The organism is Cellulomonas persica (assembly GCF_007989825.1).
GTDB classification, from domain to species: Bacteria; Actinomycetota; Actinomycetes; order Actinomycetales; family Cellulomonadaceae; genus Cellulomonas; species Cellulomonas persica.
On sequence record NZ_BJUA01000007.1, the window covers coordinates 200,070 to 226,539 of the forward strand.

The following is a 26,470-nucleotide window of genomic DNA, read 5'->3' on the forward strand; positions in this document are numbered from 1 at the left end:
CGCTCAGGCGTGTGAGCGTCGTCACCGCCGCCGTGCGTCGTCCCACGTGAGCACGTGCGGCGGGCGTACGCGCTGCGGTCAGTCGCGTGCGACCGCGTTCGCCCGGACGACCTCGGAGTACCAGTGCGCGCTCGCCTTGGGCGTGCGCTCCTGCGTCTCGTAGTCCACGTGCACGATCCCCCACCGCTGCGTCATGCCGCGCGCCCACTCGAAGTTGTCGAGGAAGGACCACGCGTAGTACTGCCGCAGGTCGACGCCCTCGGCCACGGCGCGCGCGGCCTGCTGCAGGTGCGTGCGCAGGAAGTCCATGCGCTGCGGGTCCTCGATCTGGCCCTGCGCGTCCGGGTCGGGGATGCCGTTCTCGCTGATGATCAGCGGCGGCAGGTCGGTGTAGTCGGCGGTCAGGCGGACCAGCAGCTCGTAGAGGCCCTCGGCGTGCACCTGCTGCCAGCCCGCGGGCGACGGCGGGAACATCTGCAGCCACGTGCCGAGCTTGTCGATGCCGGCGGCGCCGTAGTATTGCACCGCGAGCAGGTCGCACGGTGTGGCGATGGTCTGCAGGTCGCCGGGCAGGACGAGCGCGTCGAACGCTGCCCGGTCCCCACGCAGCTGACCGGCGGCGGGGCCGATCGCCTCGTCCGGGTACTCGCCCCGCAGCAGCGGGTCCAGGTAGAGGCGGTTCTCGGCCGCGTCGAGCCGGTCGGCCGCGGCCTCGGCGCCCACGGCCCCGTACACGGGCATGAGGTTGAGCGCGATGCCGATGCTGCCCTTGCCGCCGACGGCCCGGAACGCCTCGACCGCCTTGCCGTGCGCGAGGAGCTGGTGGTGGACGGCGGCCAGCCCCGCGTCGAGGTCGCCGAGCGCGGGCGCGTGCTCGGTGCCCGCGTACCCGACCATCGCGGTGGTCTTGGGCTCGTTGATCGTCAGCCACGTCGCCTCGACGTCCCGCAGCGCCTCGAACATGACCTGCGCGTACTCGACGAACCGGTCGGTGGTCTCGCGCACCGCCCAGCCGCCCGCGTCCTGCAGCGGCTGCGGCAGGTCCCAGTGGTAGAGCGTGATCGCCGGGTGCAGGCCGCGGTCGAGCAGGCCGTCGACGAGCCGTCGGTAGTGGTCGATGCCCTTCTGGTTGATCTCGCCCGAGCCGGTCGGCACGATACGCGGCCACGAGACCGAGAACCGGTAGGCCTGCAGCCCGAGGTCGACCATGAGGTCCAGGTCGGACTCCCAGCGCCGGTACTGGTCCGCGGTGGGGTCGCCCGTGGACCCGTCGTCGATGCGCCCGGGCTGCGCGGCGAAGGTGTCCCAGATGGACACGCCGCGCCCGTCGGCAGTCGTCGAGCCCTCGACCTGGAACGCCGCGGTCGCGGCGCCCCACACGAAGCCCTGCGGGAAACGCAGCGGCTCGGCGGGAGCCGTCCAGGCGGTCGTCGTCGGACGCGGGAGGTTCGCGTGCTCGTCGTCGTCCGCGCAGGCTGCCAGCAGACCGAGGCCGACGAGGCCGCAGCCCATCTCGAGCACCGTGCGCCGGGCGACGAGGCGCCCGTCAGGCACGGTGCGGTCCAGCTGGTCCATCCTCAGGCTCCTCGTCGAGCGGTGTACGGGATGCGGCGAGCGGTGACGGCTCTCGCCGACCGTGGAACCGCTCCCATTGGGGCACTGCCGCACATCGTGCCATCCCCGCGCTCGAGGGGTCAGCAGTTCAACCGGTGGGATGGTACCGGTTTCAGTGACCTGTGCCACAGGAGAAAACCCCTGCCGACACGGTTCGTGACCGGGTCGCAACCTGGGGCGCGACGTCGGGCCCGGACCTCAGGCCGTGCGCTCGGCCGCGCTGAACGCGATCCCGTCGAGGATGTCGTGCTCGGAGGTCACCACGGAGTCGAGCGAACCGCCCGCCGCCGCGACCTCGTCGCGGACCCGGGCGACCACGTCGTGCCAGACCAGCGCGCCCGCGCCGATGACGTCGACGCGGCCCGGGTGCATGAAGCCGAGCGCGGCCCGCTGCGCACGCGAGCGGCCGAGCAGGTCGTCGCACGCCGCCAGCACGACGTCCGTCGGCAGCACCGCACCGTCGATCAGCTCGGGACGGTAGGAGTCCAGGCCGAGCGCGTGCGCGGTCACGGTCGTCACCGAGCCGGCCAGCCCGACGAGCGTCGCGGTCCTCGCGAGCGGGACGACGGCCGCTGCCTCGTCGAGCGCCGCCGCGACGTCGCGGTGTGCTGCCGCACGCTCGTCGGCCGAGGGCGGGTCACCCTGCAGGTGCCGCTCCGTGAGGCGCACGCACCCGACGTCCATCGACAACGCCGCCTGCGGGACGGTCTCCCCCAGGACGAGCTCGGTGCTGCCGCCGCCGAGGTCCACGACGAGGAACGGCCCGGGGTGCTGCCCCGCGACGACGCCCGTCGCACCGCGGAACGACAGCGCGGCCTCCTCCTGGCCGGAGACGACCTCGGGCTCGACCCCGAGCAACGCCTTGACGCCGTCGACGAAGTCGTCGCGGTTCTCGGCGTCGCGCGACGCCGACGTCGCGACGAACCGGATCGTGGAGACGCCGAGCTCGTCGCAGATGCGCGCGTAGCGGGCGCTCGCGTCGAGCGTGCGCTCGAGCGCTTCGGGGGCCAGGCGACCGGTGCGGTCCACTCCCTGCCCGAGCCGCACCACCTCCGAGCGACGGTCCACGTCGACGAGCGTGCCCGCGGTCGGATCGACGTCCGCCACCAGGAGCCGGATGGAGTTGGTCCCGCAGTCGATGGCAGCCACTCGAGTCACGGCGGACATCCTCGCACCCGCGGCGGGGCTGTCCGGGACGGCGGACGGGTGATGCCCGTCATGCCCGCCGTCCTCGTCGTGCGAGCGCCCCTGGGGCCCGGGCGTCAGCAGCTGCAGCGGTCAGGACGCCACGTCGGGCGCAGCAGCTCCAGCGCCTCGTCGCCGAACGGGTTGACGCCCGGACCGGCCGCGAGCGCGTGCCCGACGAGCACGTGCAGGCACTTCACCCTCGTCGGCATGCCGCCCGCGGAGATGCCGGCGATCTCCGGGACGTGCCCCAGCGCCTCACGGTCGGCGAGGTAGGCCTCGTGCGCGTGCCGGTACGCCTCGGCGAGGTCGGCGTCCAGCGCGAGGCGCGTGGTCCACTCCTTCATCAGCCCCGACGCCTCGAGCGTGCTGACCGCCGCGACCGCCTGCGGGTTCGTCAGGTAGTACGTCGTCGGGAAGGGCGTGCCGTCGTCGAGCCGCGGGGCGGTCCGCACGACGAGCGGGCGGCCGCACACGCAGCGCGCCGCGATCCCGACCACGCCGCGCGGCGGGCGGCCGAGCTGCTCGGCGAGCACCTCGAGGTCTCGCTCGGTCACGGCGGTGGTGGTGGTGGGCACGTCGTTCCTTCGTCGTCGTCCGTCCAGGAGATCCATTGTCCCTCAGGTCGACGCCGACGACGCCGCCGAACCCGTCAGGGCGCCGTCGTCTCCGTGGCGCCCTCGGCGCCCTTCGACGAGTCGTCGCCGGGGGTCGCGTCCTTCGACGTCGCGTCCTTGCCGGAGCTCGTGCCCGACGAGGCCTTGCCGGAGCCCTTCGTGCCGGTCGAGCCCCCGGTCGTGCCCGCATCGGCGGGCTCGTCGGACGTCTCCCCGGCGACGACGAGCGACTCCCACACGGACGTGTACCAGGGGACCTCGGCGGTCGTCGCGACGACGGGGGTCTCGTCGGCCACCTCGTCGTCCGGGTCCTGCACCGACTCGGGGTCCACGACCCGGTACGCCTTCTCCCCCGGCAGTACGTACGACAGGCGCTCGCGCGCCTGCGCCGTGACGTACGCGGGGTCGTCCCAGCGCCCGAGCTCGGCCTCGAGGTCGTCGTTGCGCTCGCGCGCGGCAGCGACCTGCGCCCGCAGCGCCCGGAGGTCCGCCTCCTGGCGCAGGTACGTGTGCAGCGTCGGGTAGACGAGCACGAACGCGAGGACCAGCACGCAGCCCAGGACGATCGTGCGCACCGAGAACAGACGCGGCGGTGCGACCTGGGCGCGCTCGGCTCGCGCTGTGCCGCGCGGCGGGGTCGCGGGTGCGCGGCCGCCCGGTCGGGTCGCGCCCGGCCGCGACGTGGCGCGCGGCACCCCGCGGGACGGGGTGCTCGCCCGCCCGGCCGTGCCGCGCGTCGCCCGCGAGCGCGCGCTCGTCGAACGACCAGGAGCCCGGGCCTCGCCCGTCGCGTCCGCGCCGGGACGGCCCCGCACCACGCCACCGGACGACGAGCGCTCGCGCGACCCATCTGCCGCGTCCGCGCGCGACGCGCCCGCACCGGTCGCGCGAGACGTGCCGCCACCGGTCGCTCGGGACGCCCCGCGGGCACCGCGGCCGTCGGCCGGGCGCGGCTCGACCGGGCGTCGGGGCGCTGACATGCCCCGATTGTGCCCCGGACGCCCCTGCTCGCCCGGGACGCCGCCCCGTCCCGCCGTGTCCTTCACCGATCCCCCACGTCCGCGGCCATGTTCGCCGTGCCCATGTGCCCCCGGGCGGAGCCGGTGCGGCCGGGTCGGTGGGAGGGGGCCCGCAGGGCGGGACCGGTGGGGCGGGGCGGTGGGATGACTGGTCGTGTGAGGGTCGAGATGGGTGAGGCCGGTCGCCCTCGGGGGCGACCGGCCTCGGGAGTCGGCCGGGGCCGACTGTCAGGCTGAGGTGATCAGGCCTGGAAGCGCGGGAAGGCCGAGCGGCCGGCGTAGCGACCGGCGTCGTCCAGCTCCTCCTCGATGCGCAGCAGCTGGTTGTACTTGTTGATGCGCTCGCCACGGGCCGGCGCACCGGTCTTGATCTGGCCGGCGTTCGTCGCGACGGACAGGTCGGCGATCGTCGTGTCCTCGGTCTCGCCGGAGCGGTGCGAGGTCATCGTCGTGAAGCCGTTGCGCTGCGCGAGCGTGACGGCGTCGAGCGTCTCGGTGAGCGTGCCGATCTGGTTGAGCTTGACCAGCAGCGAGTTCGCGGCCTTGAGCTGGATGCCCTTGGCGAGGCGCTCCGGGTTGGTCACGAACAGGTCGTCGCCGACGATCTGCACCTTGCCGCCCACCTCGGACACGAGCTGCGCCCAGGAGTCCCACTCGTCCTCGGACAGCGGGTCCTCGATGGAGACGAGCGGGTAGTCCGCGACGAGCTGCTCGTAGTACGCGATCATCTCGGCCGGCGTCTTGGCGCCGCCCTCGAACTGGTACGCGCCGTCCTTGAAGAACTCGGTCGACGCGACGTCGAGCGCGAGCGCGACGTCGGTGCCCGGCGTGAAGCCGGCCTTCTCGATCGCCGTGATGATGAGGTCGAGAGCGGCACGGTTGCTCGACAGGTTCGGCGCGAAGCCACCCTCGTCGCCCAGGCCGGTCGACAGGCCCTGGGCCTTGAGGACCGACTTGAGCGAGTGGTAGACCTCCGTGCCGGTGCGCAGCGCCTCGCGGAACGTGGCGGCGCCGATCGGGGCGACCATGAACTCCTGGATGTCGACGTTGGAGTCGGCGTGCGACCCACCGTTGAGGATGTTCATCATCGGGACGGGCAGGACGTGCGCGTTCGGGCCACCGACGTAGCGGAACAGCGGCAGGTCGGCCGAGTCGGCCGCGGCCTTCGCGACGGCCAGCGAGACGCCCAGGATCGCGTTCGCGCCGAGCTTGCCCTTGTTGGGCGTGCCGTCCAGCTCGATGAGGGCGGCGTCGACCAGACGCTGCTCGCTCGCCTCGAAGCCGATGATCTCCGGCGCGATCTCGTCGATGACCGCGTTCACGGCCTCCTCGACGCCCTTGCCCAGGTAGCGCGACTTGTCGCCGTCACGACGCTCGACGGCCTCGAAGGCACCGGTCGAGGCACCCGAGGGCACCGCGGCGCGGGCGATGGTGCCGTCGTCGAGCGCGACCTCGACCTCGACAGTGGGGTTGCCGCGCGAGTCCAAGATCTCGCGGGCGCCGACGGCCTCGATGCTGGCCATGAGGGCTCCTTCGACGTGCAGGTGGGATTCCCATGCAGGGTGGGTTTACGACCTCACCCTAGTGGGGCCCACGGCGCGTCGCGTCGGGACCTCCGTCCGCGAGACGGCGCCGCGGGACGTGTCGCCGAGCCTCAGGAGGTGGGTGCGGGCGCATCCGACGAAGGCCGCGGGTCCGTGGCCAGGACCGCCATGAGCACCGAGTCGTGCCAGGTGCCGTCCCACAGCAGCGTGTGGCGCTGCCGCCCCTCGACGACGAACCCCGCCTTCTCGTAGGAGCGCTGCGCACGCGGGTTGAACGCGTAGACGCTCAGCTCGACCCGGTGCAGGCCGACTGCCCCGAACGCGTGGTCGAGGACCGCGGTCATGGCCTCGGTGCCGTACCCCCGCCCGGGTGCTCCGGGGACCAGGGCGATGCGCACGTTCATGCACGCGTTCTCGTCGTCCAGCTCGTTCAGCACGACCTCGCCCAGGTACGTGCCGTCGTCCGACGAGGTGATCGCCCAGTCCGCGCGGTCGTCGGCCGCCCCGATGCGCTCGAGGTGCGCCGCGACCTGCTCACGCGTGAACGTCGCGTGCGTGCCGGTCAGGCGGTTCGACTCCTCGTCGCCGAGCGCCGCCCAGACGCCCTCGAGGTGCTCGGGGCCCAGCGGGACGAGGACGAGCCGCGACGTGCGCAGCGTGGGGACGGGCGACAGGGCGCTGTGCTGGACCACCCGGCCAGGCTACCCGGGCCGAGCGGTCCAGCACGCGTGATGATGCAGGTCAGCCCGCTGCGCAGGGCGCGCCGTTGAGCCGGAACGCCGTCGGCGCCGTCGGGGTGCCGGGGTGCGACGCGTTGAACCCGATCTCCACCGACGAGCCCGCGGCCAGGCGGCCGTTCCACGGCGCGTTCGTCGCCGTGACCGCGCTGCCCGTCTGCGACCACTCGGCGCTCCACCCCTGGGTCACCTTCTGGCCGTTCGGGAAGTCGAACGTGAGCGTCCAGCCGTCGATGGTTGCGCTGCCCGTGTTGGTCACGCGCACGTTGGCCGTCAGGCCGGTGTTCCACGCGTTGCCCACCCAGCGCACCGAGCACCCGGCGGGCCCGCCCGTCGGCGTCGCGGTCGGCGTCGAGGTCGGCGTGGGCGTCGAGGTCGGCGTGGGCGTCGGGGTCGGCGTGGGCGTGGGCGTCGGGGTCGGGGTCGGGGTGGGGGTGGGGGTCGCGGTCGTGCCGATGCGCGACGGGTCGACGATCCCCCAGAACGCGGACTTGGCCTGGAGCCGGCCGTCGAAGAGCAGCGGGGCGGCCCCCGAGCGCAGCCACGTCCGCGAGTCGTCGACGCCCCACACCGTCACGGACTCGAACGACGACGCATGCCGCTTGAGCACCGCGAAGAGGTCGCGGTAGTAGTACGCCTGCTCGAGCAGACGCTCGGCGGGCGGCGTGGTCCACGACTCACCGCCGTGCAGGTAGGTCGACACGTCGAGCTCGGTCACGGCCTGCGTGACGCCGAGACCCTCGAACGCCGTGATGGTCGCCTCGATGTTGCTCAGCGAGCGGCCGACCTCGACGTGCAGCTGGTGGCCGACGCCGTCGACCGGCACACCCTGCTCGAGCAGGGACGTCACGAGCGCGACGTACGGCGCGCGCTTGTTCGGGTACTCGCTGTTGTAGTCGTTGATGAACAGCTTCACCTCGGGGCCGAACGCGGCGCGTGCGTACGTGAACGCGTTCGCGATGTACGACGGGCCGAGGATCCGGTACCACTCGCTGCGACGCAGGCCATCGGGCTGGGACTCGTCGATGACCTCGTTGACGACGTCGAACGCGACGATCGGGTTGCCGGGCGTGCCGAACTCGCCGTACGTCTCGCGGTAGTGGTCGGCGATCGCGCGGATGTGCGTCCTGAGCCGCGAGCGCAGCAGCGCCTGGTCGTCGGCGCTCGTCGTGAGGGCGACGCCGTCGTTGCGCTCGAACCACCACTGCGGCGTCTGCTGGTGCCACACGAGCGTGTGCCCGTAGACGCGCTGCCCGTGCTCGACCGCGAAGTCGACGAGCTGGTCGGCGGGGCCGAACCGGAACTCGCCCTCGGTGGGCTGGATCGCGTCGGGCTTCATCTGGTTGCCGGGCGTGATCTGCGCGGCGTGGTGGGCGACGAGCTCGCCGCGGCCGGCCAGGACGTCGGCCGGCTCGACGGCGATGCCGAACGGGAACCAGGGCTGCAGCGTCGTGTCGAGCGCCGGGAGGGTGAGGTCCGGGGTCAGGCGGTCGCCGGTGACGACGACGTCGTCGACCAGGATGTCGGTCAGGGAGTCGGTCGACTCGACGTACAGCTGCGCGCTGTCGAACGGGCCGGGCGTGTAGCTCGCGGTGACCTGCTGCCAGCCGCCGCTCGTGACGCCCGTGGCGGTCGCGACCGTGTCGTACGACGACTCGCCCGCGTTGTCACGCTGCACCGAGACCCGCAGGTCCGCGTACCCGGTGCCCGTCGACGGCAGCCGCAGCCACAGCGAGACGGTGTACGTGACACCCGGTGCGAACGTCGTCGTCACGGGCAGGCTCGCGCCGTTCCACGACTGGGTGCGCCCCGTGACCAGCAGGCTCTGGGAGCCCCGCGCGTTCTGGGTGGTCAGGGAGACGGCCGCATCGCCGCGCCCCTGCCAGCCGCCGAGCCCGTCCTCGAAGTCGGACGTCACGACGACGGTCGCGGCCGCACGCGCGGGCGTCGCGAACGGCGCAGCGAGCGCGAGGACGGCGAGCAGCGCCCCGACGACGAGTGCCGCGAGCCCCGCCACGGTCAGCGGTCCCGTCTCGGGCGACGGTACGGACGGGTGGGCACGACGGGACATCACAACGCTCCTAGCCGGCGGGCCGACGGCACACCCGCCGGCTGCGCCGGACGCTAGGGAACGCGCGTCGGGACCGACGAGGGGTGAAACGGTTCGGTCCGGACTGTGGACCGGACCGCCCCCTCAGCCCTGCGCGAGCGCTGCGACGATCTTCTCGGTCTGGTCCCGCGCGTCGCCGAACAGCATCGCGGTGTTGTCCCGGAAGAACAGCGGGTTCTGCACGCCCGCGTAGCCGGTGGCCATCGACCGCTTGAACACCACGACCTGCTTGGCGTTCCACACCTCGAGCACGGGCATGCCCGCGATCGGCGACGACGGGTCCTCGAGCGCGGCGGGGTTGACGGTGTCGTTCGCGCCGATCACGAGCACGACGTCCGTCTCGTCGAAGTCGTCGTTGATCTCGTCCATCTCGAGCACGATGTCGTACGGCACCTTGGCCTCGGCGAGCAGCACGTTCATGTGCCCGGGCAGGCGGCCGGCGACGGGATGCACGCCGAACCGCACCTGCACGCCGCGAGCCCGGAGCTTCTCGACGAGGTCCGCGACGGGGTACTGCGCCTTGGCGACGGCCATGCCGTAACCGGGCGTGATGACGACCGAGCGGGCACCGGCGAGCACGTTCGCGACGTCCGCGGCGGACATCTCGCTGTGCTCCCCCACCGGCCCGCCGGCGGACGGCGCCGCGGCGCCCTCCTCGGCCCCGAAGCCGCCCAGGATGACCGAGACGAACGACCGGTTCATGGCCCGGCACATGATGTACGAGAGGATCGCACCGGACGCACCGACGAGCGCACCGGTGACGATCAGCAGGTCGTTGCTCAGCATGAAGCCGGCCGCGGCCGCGGCCCACCCGGAGTACGAGTTGAGCATCGACACGACGACAGGCATGTCGCCGCCGCCGATCGCGGCCACCAGGTGCCAGCCGAGCGCGAGCGCGATCACGGTCATGATCGCGAGCGGCCAGATCGACGGCGCGGCGACGAACCACGCGAGCAGGCCGAGCGAGACGACGACCGCACCCAGGTTCAGCAGGTTGCGTCCGGGCAGCGTCAGCGGCGCGCTCGTGATCTTCGCGGAGAGCTTCAGGTACGCGACGATCGAGCCGGTGAACGTGACCGCACCGATGAAGACGCCCAGGAACACCTCGACGAGGTGCACTCCGTGCGGGGGCTCGGTCAGGTAGGAGTTGAAGCCGACGAGCACCGCGGCGGCACCGACGAAGGAGTGCAGCATCGCGATGAGCTCGGGCATCTGGGTCATCTCGACCTCACGCGCCCGCCACGTCCCGACGACCGCGCCGACGCCCAGCACGAGCGCGATGAGCAGCGCCGTCACCACGGGCGGGCGCTGCGAGGCGTCCAGGGCCAGCGCGATCGTGGCGACGAGCGCCAAGACCATGCCGACCATCCCGAGCACGTTGCCGCGCCGCGCGGTCTCCTGCTTGCTGAGCCCGGCGAGGGACAGCACGAACAGGACCGCGGCCAGCAGGTAGGTGGCCTGAGCCAGCGTCACGAGCGTCATCTCATGCCCCCCGTCGGAACATGCGGAGCATCCGGTTCGCGACCAGGAACCCGCCGAAGATGTTGATGGACGCGACCGCGGCGGCGACGCACGCGAGCACCGTCACGACGAGGTTGTCCGAGCCGATCTGCAGGAGCGCGCCGACGAGGATGATCCCGGAGATCGCGTTCGTCTGGGCCATCAGCGGCGTGTGCAGCGAGTGCGACACGTTCGAGATCACGTAGTAGCCGACGAACACGGCCAGCACGAACACGGTGAAGTGCCCGAGGAACGCCGCCGGCGCGAACGCGATGCCGAGCGTGAGCAGCACGGCCGCGAGCGCGTAGGCGATCATGCGCCGCTTGCCCTTGGCCGCGGCGACCTGCGCCGCGGCGGCGGCCTGCGCCGCCCGCTCCTCCTGCGACGGACCGACGGGCGCGGGTGGCGGCGCGGCCGAGACCGCGACGGCCGGCGGCGGCCACATCAGCTCGCCCTCGTGCGTGACCGTCATGCCGCGCTGCACCGGGTCCTCGAGGTCGAGCACCAGCGCGCCGTCCTTGTCGGGCGTGAGCAGCTGCAGCAGGTGGACGATGTTCGTGCCCAGCAGCTGCGACGAGTGCTGCGGCATGCGGCCCGCGAGGTCGGTCCAGCCGAGGACGACCACGCCGTTGTCGCTGACCACGCGCTCGCCGGGGACGGTGAGCTCGCAGTTGCCGCCGCCGGGGGCGGCCAGGTCGACGACGACCGAGCCGGGCTTCATCGCCGCGACCGCCTGCGCCGTGATGGTCGTCGGCGCGGTGCCGCGTACGAGCGCGGTCGTGATGACGATGTCCGCGTCCGCGCACTCCCGCGCGTACACGTCGAGCGCGGCGGCGGCCTGCTCCTGCGTCAGCGGCTTGGCGTAGCCGTCGGCGCTGATCTCCTGCTGCGCCTCGGGCGCTCGCACGAACGTCGCACCCATCGACTCGATCTGCTCGCCGACCTCGGGCCGCACGTCGAACGCGCGCACCTGAGCGCCGAGCGAGTCCGCGGTGCCGATCGCCGCGAGCCCCGCGACACCGGCGCCGATGACGAACACCCGAGCGGGCGGCGTCTTGCCCGCGGCGGTGACCTGACCCGCGAACATCCCGCCGAACTCCTGCGCGGCCTCGACCACGGCCCGGTAGCCCGCGACGTTCGCCATGCTGGACAGCACGTCGAGCGACTGCGCGCGCGAGATGCGCGGCACGGCGTCGAGCGCGAGCGCCGTGACGCCGCGCGCGACGAGCGCGTCGACCAGCTCGGGGCGCTGCGCCGGCTGGAGCTGCGCGACGAGCACCGCGCCCTCCCGCAGCATCGCGACGTGCTCGAGCGACGGCGCGTCCACGCCCGTGACGACGTCCGCGCCCCACGCGCCGGCCTCGTCGACGACCTTCGCGCCCGCGTCGGCGAACGCCTCGTCGGAGAACGTCGCCGCAGCGCCCGCCCCCGCCTCGACCAGCACGTCGTACCCGAGCCCGACGAGCTTCGCCACGGTCGCCGGCGTCGCCGCCACCAACCGCTGGCCGCTCGCCTCCCGCGGGATACCGATCGTCGTCACGCACGCCTCCTGACCTGCGTGCACCCGCCGCTGGAGCGCGGGCGCACGGTGACCGCCTCGTGGCCGGGTGACCCTCTCACCGGCTCGCCGACGACCCTATCCACGCACGCGACCACATCACGGGACCACGGTCCCGCGCTGACCACCCCACGCCCGACCCGCACCCACCGACCCATACCCACCGACCTGCGCCGACCCGCCCCGCGCCGACCGGTCCGCGCGTGTGCGGCGGGGCGCTCAGGTCAGCCCGAGGTCGGCCTGCAGCACCCCGACGAGGCGCACCCACTCGTCGCGCTCGGCATACCCCCGCGCGATGACGCCCGTCGCGCCCTGCAGCGCAGCGGTGTCCCCCGCGTCGAGCGCATCGGCGAACTGCCGCAGCCCGAGGTCGAGCTGCTCGACCGCGGTCCTCGCGTGCGCCTGCATCTCGTCGAGGCGCGCCGTCCCCGTCGCGGTCGCCTCCACCGCGTCCTGCACCGCGCGCACCGCAGGCAGGACGTCGGTGCGGACCCGGTCCGCCCGCTCGCCGGGCGGCAGCGTCGTGTCCTGGTCGATCGCGAGCGCGACCTGGTCGACCTGTGCGAACGCCGTCGCGATCGTCGGGACCGCAGCCTGCAGGTACGCCAGCTCTGCCGACTCGTCGGGCGTCGACGCCGCCGTGCCGTCCGACCCACCCAGCCCGAGCCCTGCGCCGAACAGGCGCGTGCGGGCGTCGACCACGAGCAGGGCGCCGCCAGCGCCCAGCACGGCCGTGCACAGCGCCGCGACCAGCGCGATCCTGCGGCGCGACCCGCGCGGGAACGGCGCCGCCCCGAGCCCCGCGCCCGCGAGGCCGAGCACGAGCGCGAGCGGTCCGACGTCGCGCAGGAAGCGTGCCGTGGTGCCGCCACGCAGCAGGTCGGGGACGACGAGCACGAGCGCGCCCGCCGCGAGCAGCGCCGCCACGGGCGCGACGAGCAGCCCGAGCCCTGCGCCGCGCGCACCCCCGGCCGCGGCGAGCGCGACGAGCGCGGCCGCACCGACGACGACCGCGACCAGCTCGTACGCCTGCGCACGTTCCACCGGGGTGTCGCCCGAGGACGTGGCCTGCGCGAGCGCGACGACGAGGACCGCGGCGACGCTCGCGACAACCGCGACGATCGCGGCCACCCCGGTCCCCGGGGGCGCCGCGGCGGGCCACGACGTGCTCGTCCCCCGCGTTCGAGAGCCCACGCCGGTGCCGTGCGTGCGTCGCCGCCGCGCAGCACGAGCGCGACGCCCGTGGCGAGGGCGAGCGCCACGCACGCCCCGGTGAGCGCGCCCGCGCCCGAGGACGCGAGCGCCGACAGCACGAACGGCCAGTCCACCTGCTCGGCCGCGAACGCCCCGAGCGCGAGCGCCCAGGTCGCGACGACGAGCACGAGCGCACCGCAGCCCGCCGCGACCAGCCAGTGCCCGGCCGCGTGCCGCACGCGCACGGCCGCGTCCGCCCACAGCTCCCCGAGCCCCGTCACGACGACCAGCGCACCTGCGCCGACCAGGAGACCGAGCAGCGCGGGCTCGGCGTGCAGCGACCCGAGCGGCTCACCACCGAGACGCTGCGGGTCCACCGCCGCGCCCAGCGCGAGCCCGACACCGACGACGAGCGCCGGGCCGCCCACGCGCGCGCCCGGCCCGCCGAGCCGCTCGAACAGCGCGGCACGCCACTGCCCCAGGGCGAGCACGACCCCCAGCGGCGCCCCGACGACCACCGCCGCGATCGTCCGGGCGACGTCCATCTGGCCCGTGCCCGTGAGTGCCGCCGAGGCGACGGCCTGCACGGTCGGGAAGGAGGCCGCTGCGAGGAACGAGACCGTGAGCGCGTCGAGCCACGACGAGCGGGCGAGCCGCGTCGGGTCGTCCAGCACGGCGACGCGCTCGGCGGGCGTCGGGTGCTGCGCGGTCAGCCGCCGCCGGCGCGAGCGCGTGGGCACGGGTCGCAGAGCACCGACCACGGCGCGGAGGTCGTCGAGCCGGCCGCGCGTTCCCGGCCCGGGCGCGTCCGCGGGGAGGTCGGGGTGAGGGGTCGTGGCAGCGGTCGGGTGAGGGGTCGCGGCGGCAGGGCTCGCGGCGGCGAGGTCGGCGTCGTGCTCGCGTGAGCGCAGCATCGCGTCGGCGACGAGGCGCACGACGAGCAGCACGAGCACCGCGCGCCACGCGTACGGGCCGAGCACCCCGAGATCGCGCCGCGCGACCGAGACCACCGCCGGCACCAGCACCACCGGCCAGAACGCCCACCACGCGAAGCGCCCGAACCACGCCAGCGTGACGTCCCGGTGCCGCACGTGCGCGAGCTCGTGGCGCAGCACCGGGTCGAACAGCGCGCGGTCCCCCGGACTCGTCGCGAGCTTGGGCGGCAGCGCGACCCGGTACCGCCCGGGCGTGCCGAACGAGAACGCGTCGACCTGCGAGAGCCGTCCGACGACGAGCGTCGGCGCGCGTCGCAGGCCTGCCTCGGCAGCGAGCTGCGCGACCCGCTCGTGGGTCGCGGTCAACGTCTGCGGCAGGGGGCGCAGCCCGCGCCGTCGCATGACGACGCGCGGGTGCACGAGCAGCAGGACCACCGCGAGCGCGAGCGTCACGACCGCGCCCGCGACGGAGGCCCAGGCGCGCTCGCGCTCGAGCGCGGCCGTGCAGTCCTCGAACGCCGCCTGCGCCTCGAACGGGTCCTCGGGAAGTCCGTCGAAGCACGCGGCGACCCCGCGCGCCCACCGTCCCCCGGCCGCGATGTTGTACGTCCACGAACCGACGAACAGCCCGCCCGCGAGCACCGCGAGCACCAGGACGAGCAGGTGCACCGACGTGGGCGTCGGGTAGGCGAGCACACGGGGACGAGGGCCGGGCACGGCGGGGTCGCCGGGCGCGGGGGCCTCGGCGGTCACGGCAGCCGCGCCGCTCACGTCGGTCCGCTAGGCCACGACGAGCCCACCGACGACCGCGTCGGCGAGCAGGCCCGCGCGGGTCTCGTCGAGTCCCAGGTCGAGCGCCCGGCGGTGTGCGAGGTCGTGCACCGCACGCGCCTGCTCACCGGTCAGGGCGGGCGCGACCTCGTCGGGCACGACGGCGCCGGACGGGGCGGAGTCAGGCGAGGCGCCGAGCGCCGGTGCCGGCGCGGCCGGGTCGTCGCCCCGGCGCGTCACGCGGCGCAGCCACGCCGCGACCCTCGGCGTCAGCTCGTGCTTGGCCGAGTCCGTGATCGTCTCCTTGATCGTGTCCGTGGCCAGGTCCACGAGGAACTGGACCACGGGCGTCACGACGGCCAGGACCAGCGGCGTGAGCATCGCGAGCTCGATGCCGAAGCCCAGCGACTCGTCTCGTCGGTCGCGCGTGAGCGCCGCGTCGGGATCGGCGAAGAACTCCTCGCTCGTCAGGTCGAGGAGAGCGAGCTCGTCCGGTGCCTGGCTCGCCAGGACCGTGCTCGCGAGGTCGCGCACGAGCGCACGCTGCGTGTCCACCGCCACGGCCGCCTCCCTGGGGCGGGGTCCCCCTGGCGCCAGCGTGGCCCTGCCGCGCGCGGCGGTAAAGGATGAAACGGACCTCGACGAGACGCGGGTCAGTGGTCCGCGGCGTCGGCCTCCGCGGCTCGGACGTGCGCCTCCCAGGCGGCCGTCGTGCGCCGCAGCTCGCCCTCGGCGTCCAGCCCGGCCGCGCGGGCGCGGACGACGAGCGCGAAGAGCTGCGCACCGAGCTCGTCGGCATCGATCGAGGACCCGGCCGAGATCGCGGGCGCGGGCGTCGGGACGGTCAGACCTGCGCGCTGCGCACGCGCCACGAGCTTCTGCGCGCGGGCTAGCGCACCGAGCGCGAGCGGGACGCCGTCGAGCACCGACGCGCGCGCCTTCTCCTCGCGCTTGATCCGGTCCCACGCGATGTGGCGGCCCTCGTCGTCGGGCGCCGCCTGCTCGTCGGCGAACACGTGCGGGTGCCGCCGCACGAGCTTGGCGACGAGGTCCGCCGCGACGTCCTGCACGTCGAACGGGCTGTCCGCGTGCTCGGCCGCCACGCGGGCGTGGAACACCACCTGCAGGAGCAGGTCGCCGAGCTCCTCGCGCAGGCCGGCACGGTCGTCGTGCTCGATCGCCTCGACGAGCTCGTAGGCCTCCTCGAGCGCGTACGGCGCGAGCGACGCATGGGTCTGCTCGGCGTCCCAGGGGCACCCGCCGGGCGAGCGCAGCCGGTCCATGACCACGACGAGCTCGGCCAGGTGGTCGCGGTCGTCGTCCCGGGTCACATCCCCGTCCAGGGGCACCGCGTCAGGACTCGCCCGCCCCGACCACCCACGGCCGCAGCCCGGGCACGTCGATGTTCGCGTCGCCGACGAGGGTGCCGAAGCGCGGGTTGACCTCGATGTCGAGCTCTCCGATGCGCTCGCTGAACTGCTGGGCGAGCTCGGCCGCGTTGTCGGCGTCCTGCAGCGCACCGCTCGCCTGCACGTACCGCGCGACGGCGATCGTGGACGGCGCGAGGTCGTCCGGCAGCGCGGCGCCGCCGGCCGTCGCCGCGGACTCGAGCAGGGTGCGCGCCTGCTCGGGCGAGACGCCGATGCCGTTCTCCGCGGCGAGCTCGGTGATCGTCGGCTCCTGGATCAGCACGGACGTGACCGTCTGCGTGCTGACGCCCTGGAACAGGCCGCCGAGCTGCTCGACCGCGACCTGCACCTCGTCGGCCGTGATGACACGGTCGTCGACGACGGCTGCCGCACCCGGCGTCCCGGAGCACGCGCCGAGCGCCGCGGCGGCGGCCAGCGCCCCGCCCGCGAGCAGCGCGGTGCGCGAGAGCCTCGTCGCGCGGCTCGTCGTGGGACCCGTCGTGAGCCTGCTGGTGAGCACCTGACCTCCTGCGTCCTCGCTCGTCGATCGGCGCCATCGTAGGCCCCTGCGCTACGCGCTCACGCACCCGGGTGCTGCGCGTGGCGGTCGAGGAAGGCGTACATCTCCGCGGCGTCCACGCCGGGGAACCTCCCGGAGGGCAGCGGGGCGAACACGTGCTGGTGGATCCTGGCGCTCGGCCACGACCTCTGCTCCCACCGCGCGGCGGCCTCGGCGTCCGGCCTGCGGCAGCACGCCTCGTCGGGACACGTGCTGCGGCGGCGTACCTGCGTCTCACGTCCGCGGAACCACTTGGCCGACGAGAACGGCACACCGACCGCGAGCGCGAACCGGCCCGTGGGCGCGACGCCCGGCTGCGTGGAGCACCAGAACGTGCCCGCGGGGGTGTCGGTGTACTGGTACGACTCCGTCGCGTGGTCGCGTCGGGACAGCGCCTCGCGCACACCCCAGCGCCGGCACACGACCTGACCCTCGATGGCTCCTGTGACGTCGACGGGCAGCGGCAGGCCGTCGTTGGCGTACGCGCGGTAGATCGAGCCGTCCTCGTTGATCCGCAGGAAGTGCACGCGGATGTCGAGATGGTGCGTCGCCAGGGAGGTGAACCGCTGCGCGGCGGCCTCGTGCGTGACGCCGAACGCGTCGCGGAAGTCCTCGATCGCGAGCTCGCGCTGCCGCTTGCGCGCGGCGAGGAACTCGACCGCAGCGGACTGCGGCACGAGCGCGGCCGACGCGAAGTACGTCGTCTCCATGCGTTGACGCAGGAACGCCTCGTACGACGTGGGCTCGCCGTGCTCGAGCACGCGGTGCGCCATGGCCTGCAGCGCGAGCGACCGCAGGCCGTGCCCGCCGGGGGTCGAGGCGGGCGGCAGGTAGATCCGGCCGTTCTCGAGGTCCGTCACGGTGCGCGTCGAACGCGGCAGGTCGTCGACGTGCCGGATCTCCAGCCCCAGGCGTTCGGCCATGCGCCAGACCGTGCGGTGCGTGAGCGCTCCGGAGGTGTACCCGGCCTCGCGGACCATGCGCTCGGCGAGCACCTCGAGCTCGGGGAAGTGGTTGTCGCGTGCCTGCCGGGCCAGCCGCAGCGCGGTGTTCGCGCGGCGCGCCTCCTCGGGCGTCGCGATCGCCTCGCGCTCGCGCCGGGCCAGCTCGGTGTGCAGCCCGACGAGCTGCTCGAGCACCGGGGTGGGCAACGACCGGTTGGGCCGGACCTGCGGCAGCCCGAGCCGCAGGAACGCGCTCGAGCGCTGCGCCTGCTCCAGCTCGATCTCGAGCCCCGCGCGGCGCGTGGGTGGTTCGGGGTCGACGAGCTCGTCGAGCGTGACGCCGAGGGCAGAGGCCAGCTCCCGCAGGAGCGTCAGCCGCGGCTCGCGCCGACCGTTCTCGACGAGCGAGAGCATGCTCGAGGTCACGCCCACCTGCGCCCCGAGCGCGTCGAGGGTCAGTCCCCGGGCGGTGCGCAGGTGCCGGATGCGTCGGCCGGTCGTCAGCACGTCGTCGGAAGCCACGCTCCTCACGCTACGTCAAGAACGACGAAACTTGACATCGTTTTGAGTCGCCATCCGCCCTTGGTGTTGACAGACGATGAAGGAGCGAACCCGTCTCGCGGGAACCCGCACCAGGCACGAGCACCCACCCGGAACCTGTCCAGGAGCCGTTCATGACCGCCACGTCCGTCCGCGTCCCCCAGCTCCCGACCGTCGAGCCCGGCCACCCGCTCGACCCGTACGCCTGGGTCGAGGCCGTCGCCGCGCTCACCGAGCCCGACGCGGTCGTCTGGTGCGACGGTTCCGACGCCGAGCGCGACGCGCTGGTCGCCGGGATGGTCCGGACCGGGACCCTGCTGCCGCTCGACCCCGAGCTCCGGCCCCGCTCGTACCTCGCCCGCTCCGACCCCGACGACGTCGCCCGCGTCGAGTCGCGCACGTTCATCTGCTCCGAGACCGCCGAGGACGCCGGGCCGACGAACAACTGGCGCGAGCCTGCCGCCATGCGCGCCGAGCTCGCGGGGGTGTTCGCCGGCTCGATGCGCGGCCGCACCATGTACGTCGTCCCGTTCTCCATGGGGCCTGTCGGCAGCCCCCTGGCCCAGCTCGGCATCGAGATCACCGACTCGCCGTACGTCGTCGTGAGCATGGGCGTCATGACGCGCATCGGCATGGAGGTGCTCGACCTCATCGTCGACGGCGCGCCCTTCGTCCCCGCGGTGCACTCCGTGGGCGCCCCGCTGACCTCGTCGGACTCCGACGTGCCCTGGCCCTGCAACCCCACGAAGTACATCTCCCACTTCCCGGCGACGCGTGAGATCTGGTCCTACGGGTCCGGCTACGGCGGCAACGCGCTGCTCGGCAAGAAGTGCTTCGCGCTGCGCATCGCGTCCGTGATCGGGCGCGACGAGGGGTGGCTCGCCGAGCACATGCTGCTCGTGCGCGTCACGTCTCCCGAGGGCCGGCAGTACCACGTGGCCGCCGCGTTCCCGTCGGCGTGCGGCAAGACGAACTTCGCGATGCTGTCCCCTACGCTGCCCGGCTGGCGCGTCGAGACCATCGGCGACGACATCGCCTGGCTGCGGCCGGGCGCCGACGGCCGCCTCTACGCCATCAACCCCGAGGCGGGGTTCTTCGGCGTCGCACCCGGCACGGGCGTCGCGACCAACCCCACGGCCGTCGAGATGCTCTCGAGCGACGTCATCTTCACCAACGTCGCGCTGACCGACGACGGCGACGTGTGGTGGGAGGGCCTCACGCCCGAGCCGCCGGCCCACCTGACCGACTGGACCGGGCGGTCCTGGACGCCGTCGTCCGGGCGTCCCGCCGCCCACACCAACTCGCGCTTCACGGTGGCCGCGGCGCAGTGCCCGACCATCGCCGACGTGTGGGAGGACCCCGCGGGCGTGCCCGTCGACGCGATCGTCTTCGGCGGCCGTCGGGCCAGCAACGTGCCGCTCGTGACCCGCGCTTTCGACTGGCAGCACGGGGTGTTCCTGGGCGCGACGATCGCCTCCGAGCAGACCGCCGCGGCCGAGGGCACCGTCGGCGAGCTGCGCCGCGACCCGTTCGCGATGCTCCCCTTCTGCGGCTACTCCATGGCCGACCACTGGGCGCACTGGCTGCGCGTCGGCGAGGGCCTGTCGCCCGCCGGCCGCCCGCTCGTCTTCGGCGTCAACTGGTTCCGCAAGTCCGCGTCCGGCTCGTGGCTGTGGCCCGGGTTCGGGGAGAACTCGCGGGTGCTGGCGTGGATCGTCGCTCAGGTGGACGCGGCCCGGTCCGGGTCCGACGAGGGTGCCGTGCCCGGTCCCGTCGGGCTGCGACCCGCTCCCGGCGCGCTCGACGTGTCCGGTCTCGACCTGACCGACGACGACCTGGCCGAGCTGTTCGCGGTCGACCCTGACGCGTGGCTGGCCGAGGCCGACCTCACCGAGGAGTTCTTCGCCCGCTTCGGCGACCGCCTCCCCGCTCCCCTGCGCACGCAGCTCGCCGCCCTCCGCCACCGCCTCACCCACCCCTGACCCCACCCCCGCCCCGCCCGACGGCCAGGGGCGCGGGCGCGCAGTGGGTGGGGTTCCGCCCGCTGAGCGAGCGCAAGCCCACCCACTGTGGGGGCGGCCGCGCGGGGGCGGGGGCCGGGGGGATTGCCCGTGGAGCGGCGGGCGGCCAGGGTGGGCGGATGGGCGATGACACGCTGTTCTGGGTGTGCCGGACGTGCGGGGTCGAGCACGCCGAGCGGGTCCAGGTGTGCGCGATCTGCGACGACGAGCGGCAGTGGGTGCCGGCGACCGGCCAGGCGTGGGCGACGCTCGACGAGCTCGCGGCCGAGGGCGTGCACGTCACGACGCACGAGCTCGAGCCGCGGTTGCTGGCGCTCGAGGCACCCGGGGTCGGGATCGAGCAGCAGTCCAAGCTCCTGACGACCGAGCAGGGCGCGCTGCTGTGGGACCCGCTCGGCTTCGTCGACGACGCGGGCCTGGCGGCGGTCGTCGACGCCGCCGGGTCGAGCCGGACGCTCGTCGTCGCCGCGAGCCACCCGCACATGTTCGGCGTGCAGGTCGAGTGGAGCCGACGCGCGTCGGCCGCCTTGGGACGGGACGTCCCCGTGCTGGTCAGCGAGCCGGATGCCGGCTGGGTCGCGCGGCCCGACGCGGCGGTCCGCCCGTGGCGCGGCGAGCTCGAGGTGCTCCCGGGCGTGGTGCTGAGCCAGCCCGGCGGGCACTTCCCCGGCTCGGCGGTCGTGCACTGGGCCGGCGGTGCCGAGGGGCGTGGCGCGCTGCTGTCCGGCGACACGATCTTCGCCAACCCCGACCGCACGTCCGTGAGCTTCATGCGCAGCTACCCCAACCGCATCCCGCTGTCCGGCCAGGTCGCGCTGCGCGTCGCCGAGCACGTCGCTCGTCGTCCGTTCGACCGGCTCTACAACAACTTCGCGGGCGTCATCCCGGCCGACGCCCGCGCGATCGTCGGCCGTTCCGCCGAGCGCCACGCCGCCTGGACCCGCGGCGACCACGACGACCTCACCTGATCCGGCCCACCGGGCTCTCCCCTCCCGGCGACCCCGGCGAGCGCCCTCTCAGGCACCCGCCACGCGCTGAACAGCCCAGACAGACCTCGCCTCACGCTCGGGGTGGAGAACGTCAGTCGCGCCCGGGCGCCGCCGGCGGGCGGTGAGGCGTCAGGGTCGAGGGGCGTGGCGGTCGAGGAACTCGTAGACCTCGGTGGTGTCGACGCCCGGGAACACACCCACCGGGAGCGCCGCGAGCAAGGAGGCGTGCGGGCGGGCGGACGGCCACGACGCGCCCTCCCAGCGCTCGGCGAGCACCGCCGGCGGCTGGCGGCAGCACGACGGGTCCGGGCAGGTCGAGACCGAGCGCTCGGTGGTCTCGCGGCCGCGGAACCAGCGCACGTGCGCGAACGGCACGCCGACCGACACCGAGAACGCGCCCTGCGACGAGCTCTGCACGCGGGACGTGCACCAGTACGTGCCCGACGAGGTGTCCGTGTACTGGTAGTAGGGCGAGAACCGGTCGGCGAGCGTGAACACGACCCGCGCGGTCCACTGCCGGCATACCGGCTGGCCCTCGATCGCGCCGAGCGGGTCCGACGGGAACGCGACGCCGTCGTTCTCGTACGCCTTGTGCAGCGTGCCGCCCTCGTGGACCTTCATGAAGTGCACGGGCAGGTCGAGGTGCCGCGTCGCGAGGTTCGTGAACCGGTGCGCGGCGGTCTCGTACGGGACCGCGAACGCGTCGCGCAGGTCCTCGACCGACAGGTGCCGCTCGTCCTTGGCGGCCCTGAGCGAGGCCACCGCGCTGTCCTCCGGGAGCATGAGGGCGGCGGCCAGGTAGTTCGCCTCGACGCGCTGGCGCAGGAAGTCCCGGTAGTCGCGCGGCTCGGTGTGCCCGAGCACGTGGCTCGCGAGCGCCTGCAGCAGCGGAGAGCGCGAGTCGCTGAACGAGCGGTCGCCCTGCGGCAGGTAGATCCGTCCGTGCGCGAGGTCGGTGACCGTGCGCGTCGTGTGCGGCAGGTCCGGGACGTAGTGCAGCGTGAAGCCCAGGTGCGCGGCGATGTCGGCGGTCGCGCGCTGCGACAGCGGCCCGCCCGTGTGCCCGACGGCCTCCAGGAGCGAGCGCGCGTGGGCCTCGAGCTCGGGGAAGTAGTTGTCGCGCTCGCGCATCCGGGCGCGCAGCTCGGCGTTCGCGCGCCGCGCCTCCTCGGGGGTGGCCGCGTGCTCGGTGAGCAGGCGTTCGACCTCGTGCTGCAGCGCGACGATCGCCTCGAGCGCGTCGGTCGGCAACGACTTGCCGACCTTGACGGACGGCAGGCCGAGCTGGCTGAACAGCGGGCCGCGCTGCGCGCGCTCGAGCTCGACCTCGAGCGCGGCGCGGCGGCTCGGCGCCTCGGCGCGCAGGAGCTCGGCGAGCGGGACGTCGAGCGCCTCGGCGATCTGCGCGAGCAGGCTCAGCTTCGGCTCGCGGTGCCCGTTCTCGAGCATCGAGACCTGCGACGGAGCACGCCCGATCGCCGCCCCGAGCTCGTCGAGCGTCAGGCCGCGCTGCGTGCGCAGGTGGCGGACACGCCGGCCCAGCACCAGGGTGTCGAGCGCGCCCGACGAGGCCCCGCGGGACTCGTCGGACGTGGCCCGTGCGCCGGGGCGACCGAGCACCGGGGAACCGCTCGGGCGCATCGGCCGGGCGCCCGATCCATCCGCGCGACGAGCACCGGTCGCGCCGTTCGTCACGGGCGGCCTCGTGCCGTGGGTCGCGGGAGCGCGCGTCGTGCCGGTCGTCGCGGGAGCACGCGTCGTCCCGGTCGTGGCTGCGCCTGGCGTGCGCGCGCTCGTCGTCGTCATGTGTCCAGGGTCACACTCGCACGGCTTTCTGTCACGCAGAAGTTCTGCGGATCTTCTCGCACTCCCACCGGTGAAGAACCGTTGCGGATGCCCCAACGTGGTGGGCAGGCCAGTCCGGCCGAGAAGAACCCGCAAGCCCTACGGAGGAGCCATGACCACGCAGACGGACCCGGCGCGTTCGCCGGGTCAGCCCCGCACCGGCGACCAGACCACCACGGCCGACGAGCTCGACGCGGCCTGGCAGCTCGACCCGCGTTGGGCCGGCATCCGCCGGACCCACACGGCGGCCGACGTCGTCGCGCTGCGCGGGTCCGTCCGCGAGGAGCACACGCTCGCCCGCCGCGGCGCCGAGCGGCTGTGGGAGCTGCTGCGCACCCGCACCCACGTGCCGGCGCTCGGCGCCCTGACCGGCAACCAGGCCGTCCAGCAGGTCAAGGCGGGCCTCGAGGCCATCTACCTGTCGGGCTGGCAGGTCGCTGCCGACGCCAACCTCTCCGGTCAGACCTACCCGGACCAGTCCCTGTACCCCGCCAACTCCGTCCCCGCGGTGGTCCGCCGCATCAACAACGCGCTGCTGCGCGCCGACCAGATCGACGTCTCGGAGAACGGCCGCCGCACCCGCGAGTGGCTCGCGCCGATCGTCGCGGACGCCGAGGCCGGGTTCGGCGGGCCGCTCAACGCCTACGAGCTCATGCACTCGATGATCGCCGCGGGCGCCGCGGGCGTGCACTGGGAGGACCAGCTCGCCGCGGAGAAGAAGTGCGGTCACCTCGGCGGCAAGGTGCTCATCCCGACGAGCCAGCACGTGCGGACCCTGTCCGCCGCGCGGCTCGCCGCGGACGTCGCCGACGTGCCGACCGTGATCGTCGCGCGCACCGACGCCCTGGGCGCGGACCTGCTCACGACCGACGCCGACGAGCGCGACCACGAGTTCCTCACCGGCGAGCGCACCGCCGAGGGGTACTACCGGGTGCGTCCCGGGCTCGACGCGGTCGTCGCGCGGCAGAAGGCGTACGCGCCGTTCGCGGACCTGCTCTGGGTCGAGACCTCGACGCCGGACCTGGGCCTCGCGATCGAGTTCGCGGAGCGGATCCACGACGAGTACCCGGGCAAGCTCCTCGCGTACAACTGCTCGCCGTCGTTCAACTGGCGTCAGCACCTGTCCGACGAGCAGATCGCGCGCTTCCAGCGCGACCTCGCCGGCCACGGCTACGCGTTCCAGTTCATCACCCTCGCCGGCTTCCACGCGCTCAACCACTCGATGTTCTCCCTGGCGCACGGTTACGCCGAGCGCGGGATGAGCGCGTACGTCGAGCTCCAGACCCGGGAGTTCGACTCCGAGCCCGACGGCTACACGGCCACGCGCCACCAGCGCGAGGTCGGCACCGGCTACTTCGACCGCGTCGCCACCGCGATCTCGCCCGACAGCGCCACCCTCGCGCTCGCGGGCTCCACCGAGACGGCCCAGTTCACGCACTGACCCCGTCCGCCGCCCACCGCGACGGCGCCTTCACTCCGGCACCCTGCACCCCGCCTCCCGGTGCCGGCACCGCACACCCGCCCGGCGAGCTCGGCAGTCCCGTTCCACCTCGTGCATCTGGACGCACGAGGTGGAACGAGAAGCACGAGCTCGACCCGCTCGACACCTGAGGGATCCACCATGACCGTCATCACGCCCCTGGCGAGCCGCACGCTGCTCACCGACCCGTTCTCCCGCCCCCACCTGGAGGTCATCGGCCCGGACACGACCGGCTCGTCGCAGATCCTCACGTCCGAGGCGCTCGACTTCCTGACCGACCTGCACGCGCGCTTCGCGGGCCGCCGGCACGACCTGCTGCTCGCGCGTCAGCACCGTCGCGACCGCTGGTCCAACGGCGCCGACCCCGGCTTCCTGCCGCTGACCGCGGGCATCCGCGCCGACCCCACGTGGCGCGTCGCGGGCCCCGGTCCCGGGCTGGAGGACCGCCGCGTCGAGATCACCGGCCCGACCGACCGCAAGATGACCGTCAACGCGCTCAACTCCGGCGCGAAGGTCTGGCTCGCGGACCACGAGGACGCCATGAGCCCCACGTGGGCCAACGTCATCGGTGGCCAGCTCAACCTGTTCGACGCGATCCGCGGGCAGGTCGACTTCACGTCCGCCGAGGGCAAGGAGTATCGCGTCGGCGAGCAGACGCCGACGATCGTCTTCCGGCCCCGCGGCTGGCACCTCACCGAGAAGCACCTGGCGTTCCACGACCGCGCCGGCCAGCGCTCGTCGTCGTCCGCCTCGCTCGTCGACGCCGGGCTGTACCTGTTCCACAACGCGCAGGCGCTGATCGACGGGGGCCGCGGCCCGTACCTGTACCTGCCGAAGCTCGAGGGTCACCTCGAGGCGCGGCTGTGGGACGAGGTGTTCCGCTTCACCGAGACCTACCTCGGTCTGCGGCACGGGACGATCCGCGCGACGGTCCTCATCGAGACCATCACGGCCGCGTTCGAGATGGAGGAGATCCTCTACGAGCTGCGTGACCACTGCGCGGGGCTCAACGCGGGGCGCTGGGACTACATCTTCAGCGTCATCAAGAACTTCCGGAACCGTGGCCCGCGGTTCGTCCTGCCGGACCGGTCGCGCGTCACGATGACCGTGCCGTTCATGCAGGCGTACACCGAGCTGCTGGTCTCGACGTGCCACCGCCGCGGCGCGCAGGCGATCGGTGGGATGAGCGCGTTCATCCCGAACCGCCGGTCGCCCGAGGTCACCGAGCGTGCGCTCGAGCAGGTCCGCGCGGACAAGCAGCGCGAGGCCGGACAGGGCTTCGACGGGACGTGGGTCGCGCACCCCGACCTCGTGCCCGTCGCGCGTGAGGTGTTCGACGAGGCGTTCGGCGACCGGACCGACCAGCGGCACCGGCTGCGCGAGGACGTGCACGTCACCGCGGCCCAGCTGCTCGACATCCCGTCCGCGGGCGGTGCCGAGCCGGGCTCCGTGACCGACGCGGGCCTGCGCGGCAACGTCTCCGTGGCGGTCCGCTACCTCGAGTCGTGGCTGCGGGGCGTCGGTGCCGCGGCGATCGACAACCTCATGGAGGACGCTGCCACGGCCGAGATCTCGCGGTCGCAGGTCTGGCAGTGGGTCCACCAGGGTGTCGTGACCGACTCCGGGACGGCGATCACGCAGGCGCACGTCCGCGAGGTCCTGGCCGGGGTGCTCGACTCGCTCCCCCGTTCGTCGGACGACCGGTTCGACGACGCGGCGGCGCTGTTCGAGCAGGTCGCACTGGCCGACGAATTCCCGACGTTCCTCACCGTCGCGGCATACACCCAGCACCTCGTCGAGCACCCCTGACGAGCTCGTCTCGACCCGAGCGAGCCACCCGGCGGTTCCTCCGGCCTCCACACCCGCAGACCGGAGGAACCGCCCTCACCGTCCCACCTG

19 protein-coding genes and 1 pseudogene are annotated in these 26,470 nt (G+C 73.8%); 4 read left to right on the forward strand and 16 right to left on the reverse strand.

Translation table 11 applies throughout. The annotated features are described in order from the left end of the window. Window positions 1-78: 78 nt before the first annotated feature. The 15 genes and pseudogenes from CPE01_RS09030 to CPE01_RS09095 form a co-directional block, all read right to left on the reverse strand. A complete protein-coding gene (locus tag CPE01_RS09030; protein ID WP_146806311.1) occupies window positions 79-1,575 on the reverse strand; it encodes a GH1 family beta-glucosidase in 1,497 nt (498 codons plus the stop codon). Window positions 1,576-1,812: 237 nt separating this feature from the next. Beyond that, entirely contained in the window at window positions 1,813-2,772 is a 960-nt protein-coding gene (locus CPE01_RS09035) for a Ppx/GppA phosphatase family protein (protein WP_146806312.1), read from the reverse strand. 104 nt (window positions 2,773-2,876) lie between these two features. After that, window positions 2,877-3,413, reverse strand: a complete 537-nt coding sequence (locus tag CPE01_RS09040) for a DUF501 domain-containing protein (protein WP_146806313.1) — start codon at window positions 3,411-3,413, stop codon at window positions 2,877-2,879. A gap of 38 nt (window positions 3,414-3,451) precedes the next feature. Continuing rightward, window positions 3,452-4,396: a septum formation initiator family protein gene (locus CPE01_RS09045; protein WP_146806314.1), complete on the reverse strand. Its 945-nt coding sequence runs from the start codon at window positions 4,394-4,396 to the stop codon at window positions 3,452-3,454. A gap of 281 nt (window positions 4,397-4,677) precedes the next feature. Next, window positions 4,678-5,958 (reverse strand): phosphopyruvate hydratase, encoded by a 1,281-nt coding sequence (gene eno, locus CPE01_RS09050; protein WP_146806315.1) that lies wholly within the window; start codon window positions 5,956-5,958, stop codon window positions 4,678-4,680. A gap of 131 nt (window positions 5,959-6,089) precedes the next feature. After that, complete coding sequence (locus CPE01_RS09055) at window positions 6,090-6,671, reverse strand: GNAT family N-acetyltransferase (protein ID WP_146806316.1); 582 nt, start codon at window positions 6,669-6,671, stop codon at window positions 6,090-6,092. A gap of 49 nt (window positions 6,672-6,720) precedes the next feature. Then, complete coding sequence (locus CPE01_RS09060) at window positions 6,721-8,787, reverse strand: endo-1,4-beta-xylanase (protein ID WP_146806317.1); 2,067 nt, start codon at window positions 8,785-8,787, stop codon at window positions 6,721-6,723. 123 nt (window positions 8,788-8,910) lie between these two features. Further along, on the reverse strand, window positions 8,911-10,308 hold the full coding sequence (pntB, locus tag CPE01_RS09065) for a Re/Si-specific NAD(P)(+) transhydrogenase subunit beta (RefSeq protein WP_146806318.1): 1,398 nt from the start codon (window positions 10,306-10,308) through the stop codon (window positions 8,911-8,913). A gap of 1 nt (window position 10,309) precedes the next feature. After that, complete coding sequence (locus tag CPE01_RS09070) at window positions 10,310-11,866, reverse strand: Re/Si-specific NAD(P)(+) transhydrogenase subunit alpha (RefSeq protein WP_146806319.1); 1,557 nt, start codon at window positions 11,864-11,866, stop codon at window positions 10,310-10,312. Between the two features lie 237 nt (window positions 11,867-12,103). Continuing rightward, complete coding sequence (locus tag CPE01_RS16755) at window positions 12,104-13,015, reverse strand: hypothetical protein (protein WP_246783832.1); 912 nt, start codon at window positions 13,013-13,015, stop codon at window positions 12,104-12,106. Between the two features lie 737 nt (window positions 13,016-13,752). After that, a pseudogene (locus CPE01_RS17010) lies at window positions 13,753-14,415 on the reverse strand (M48 family metalloprotease); the annotation flags it as partial. A 378-nt stretch (window positions 14,416-14,793) separates the two neighbouring features. Beyond that, window positions 14,794-15,345, reverse strand: a complete 552-nt coding sequence (locus tag CPE01_RS09080) for a hypothetical protein (protein WP_146806321.1) — start codon at window positions 15,343-15,345, stop codon at window positions 14,794-14,796. 92 nt (window positions 15,346-15,437) lie between these two features. After that, window positions 15,438-16,115 carry a nucleoside triphosphate pyrophosphohydrolase gene (mazG, locus tag CPE01_RS09085; protein ID WP_246783833.1) on the reverse strand — a complete coding sequence of 226 codons (678 nt, stop codon included), beginning with the start codon at window positions 16,113-16,115 and terminating at the stop codon, window positions 15,438-15,440. Window positions 16,116-16,137: 22 nt separating this feature from the next. Continuing rightward, on the reverse strand, window positions 16,138-16,713 hold the full coding sequence (locus CPE01_RS09090; protein ID WP_146806322.1) for a SurA N-terminal domain-containing protein: 576 nt from the start codon (window positions 16,711-16,713) through the stop codon (window positions 16,138-16,140). A 59-nt stretch (window positions 16,714-16,772) separates the two neighbouring features. Then, the gene (locus tag CPE01_RS09095) at window positions 16,773-18,218 is read right to left on the reverse strand and encodes a helix-turn-helix transcriptional regulator (RefSeq protein WP_146806323.1); all 1,446 of its coding nucleotides are present in this window, start codon (window positions 18,216-18,218) and stop codon (window positions 16,773-16,775) included. Window positions 18,219-18,370: 152 nt separating this feature from the next. On the opposite strand from CPE01_RS09095, the gene CPE01_RS09100 reads away from it, so the two are divergent. Together CPE01_RS09100 and CPE01_RS09105 are read left to right on the forward strand one after the other, a co-directional pair. After that, window positions 18,371-20,218: a phosphoenolpyruvate carboxykinase (GTP) gene (locus CPE01_RS09100; RefSeq protein ID WP_146806324.1), complete on the forward strand. Its 1,848-nt coding sequence runs from the start codon at window positions 18,371-18,373 to the stop codon at window positions 20,216-20,218. 158 nt (window positions 20,219-20,376) lie between these two features. Next, on the forward strand, window positions 20,377-21,225 hold the full coding sequence (locus CPE01_RS09105) for an MBL fold metallo-hydrolase (protein ID WP_146806325.1): 849 nt from the start codon (window positions 20,377-20,379) through the stop codon (window positions 21,223-21,225). Window positions 21,226-21,375: 150 nt separating this feature from the next. Here CPE01_RS09105 and CPE01_RS09110 read toward each other — a convergent pair whose 3' ends face one another. Next, window positions 21,376-22,887, reverse strand: coding sequence for a helix-turn-helix domain-containing protein (locus tag CPE01_RS09110; RefSeq protein ID WP_371861991.1), 1,512 nt, complete (start codon window positions 22,885-22,887; stop codon window positions 21,376-21,378). A 316-nt stretch (window positions 22,888-23,203) separates the two neighbouring features. On the opposite strand from CPE01_RS09110, the gene aceA reads away from it, so the two are divergent. Continuing rightward, window positions 23,204-24,532, forward strand: a complete 1,329-nt coding sequence (gene aceA, locus CPE01_RS09115; RefSeq protein ID WP_146806326.1) for an isocitrate lyase — start codon at window positions 23,204-23,206, stop codon at window positions 24,530-24,532. Between the two features lie 180 nt (window positions 24,533-24,712). After that, window positions 24,713-26,380 (forward strand): malate synthase A, encoded by a 1,668-nt coding sequence (aceB, locus tag CPE01_RS09120; RefSeq protein ID WP_146806327.1) that lies wholly within the window; start codon window positions 24,713-24,715, stop codon window positions 26,378-26,380. Window positions 26,381-26,470: the final 90 nt, after the last annotated feature.

Excerpts from the sequence above, each read along its gene's own strand:
- CPE01_RS09030 (WP_146806311.1), bottom strand. The coding sequence starts at position 1,575 with ATGGACCAGCTGGACCGCACCGTGCCTGACGGGCGCCTCGTCGCCCGG.
- CPE01_RS09040 (WP_146806313.1), bottom strand. The coding sequence starts at position 3,413 with ATGGATCTCCTGGACGGACGACGACGAAGGAACGACGTGCCCACCACC.
- CPE01_RS09045 (WP_146806314.1), bottom strand. The coding sequence starts at position 4,396 with ATGTCAGCGCCCCGACGCCCGGTCGAGCCGCGCCCGGCCGACGGCCGC.
- eno (WP_146806315.1), bottom strand. The coding sequence starts at position 5,958 with ATGGCCAGCATCGAGGCCGTCGGCGCCCGCGAGATCTTGGACTCGCGC.
- CPE01_RS09060 (WP_146806317.1), bottom strand. The coding sequence starts at position 8,787 with ATGTCCCGTCGTGCCCACCCGTCCGTACCGTCGCCCGAGACGGGACCG.
- pntB (WP_146806318.1), bottom strand. The coding sequence starts at position 10,308 with ATGACGCTCGTGACGCTGGCTCAGGCCACCTACCTGCTGGCCGCGGTC.
- CPE01_RS09100 (WP_146806324.1), top strand. The coding sequence starts at position 18,371 with ATGACCGCCACGTCCGTCCGCGTCCCCCAGCTCCCGACCGTCGAGCCC.
- CPE01_RS09105 (WP_146806325.1), top strand. The coding sequence starts at position 20,377 with ATGGGCGATGACACGCTGTTCTGGGTGTGCCGGACGTGCGGGGTCGAG.
- CPE01_RS09110 (WP_371861991.1), bottom strand. The coding sequence starts at position 22,887 with ATGCGCCCGAGCGGTTCCCCGGTGCTCGGTCGCCCCGGCGCACGGGCC.
- aceA (WP_146806326.1), top strand. The coding sequence starts at position 23,204 with ATGACCACGCAGACGGACCCGGCGCGTTCGCCGGGTCAGCCCCGCACC.
- aceB (WP_146806327.1), top strand. The coding sequence starts at position 24,713 with ATGACCGTCATCACGCCCCTGGCGAGCCGCACGCTGCTCACCGACCCG.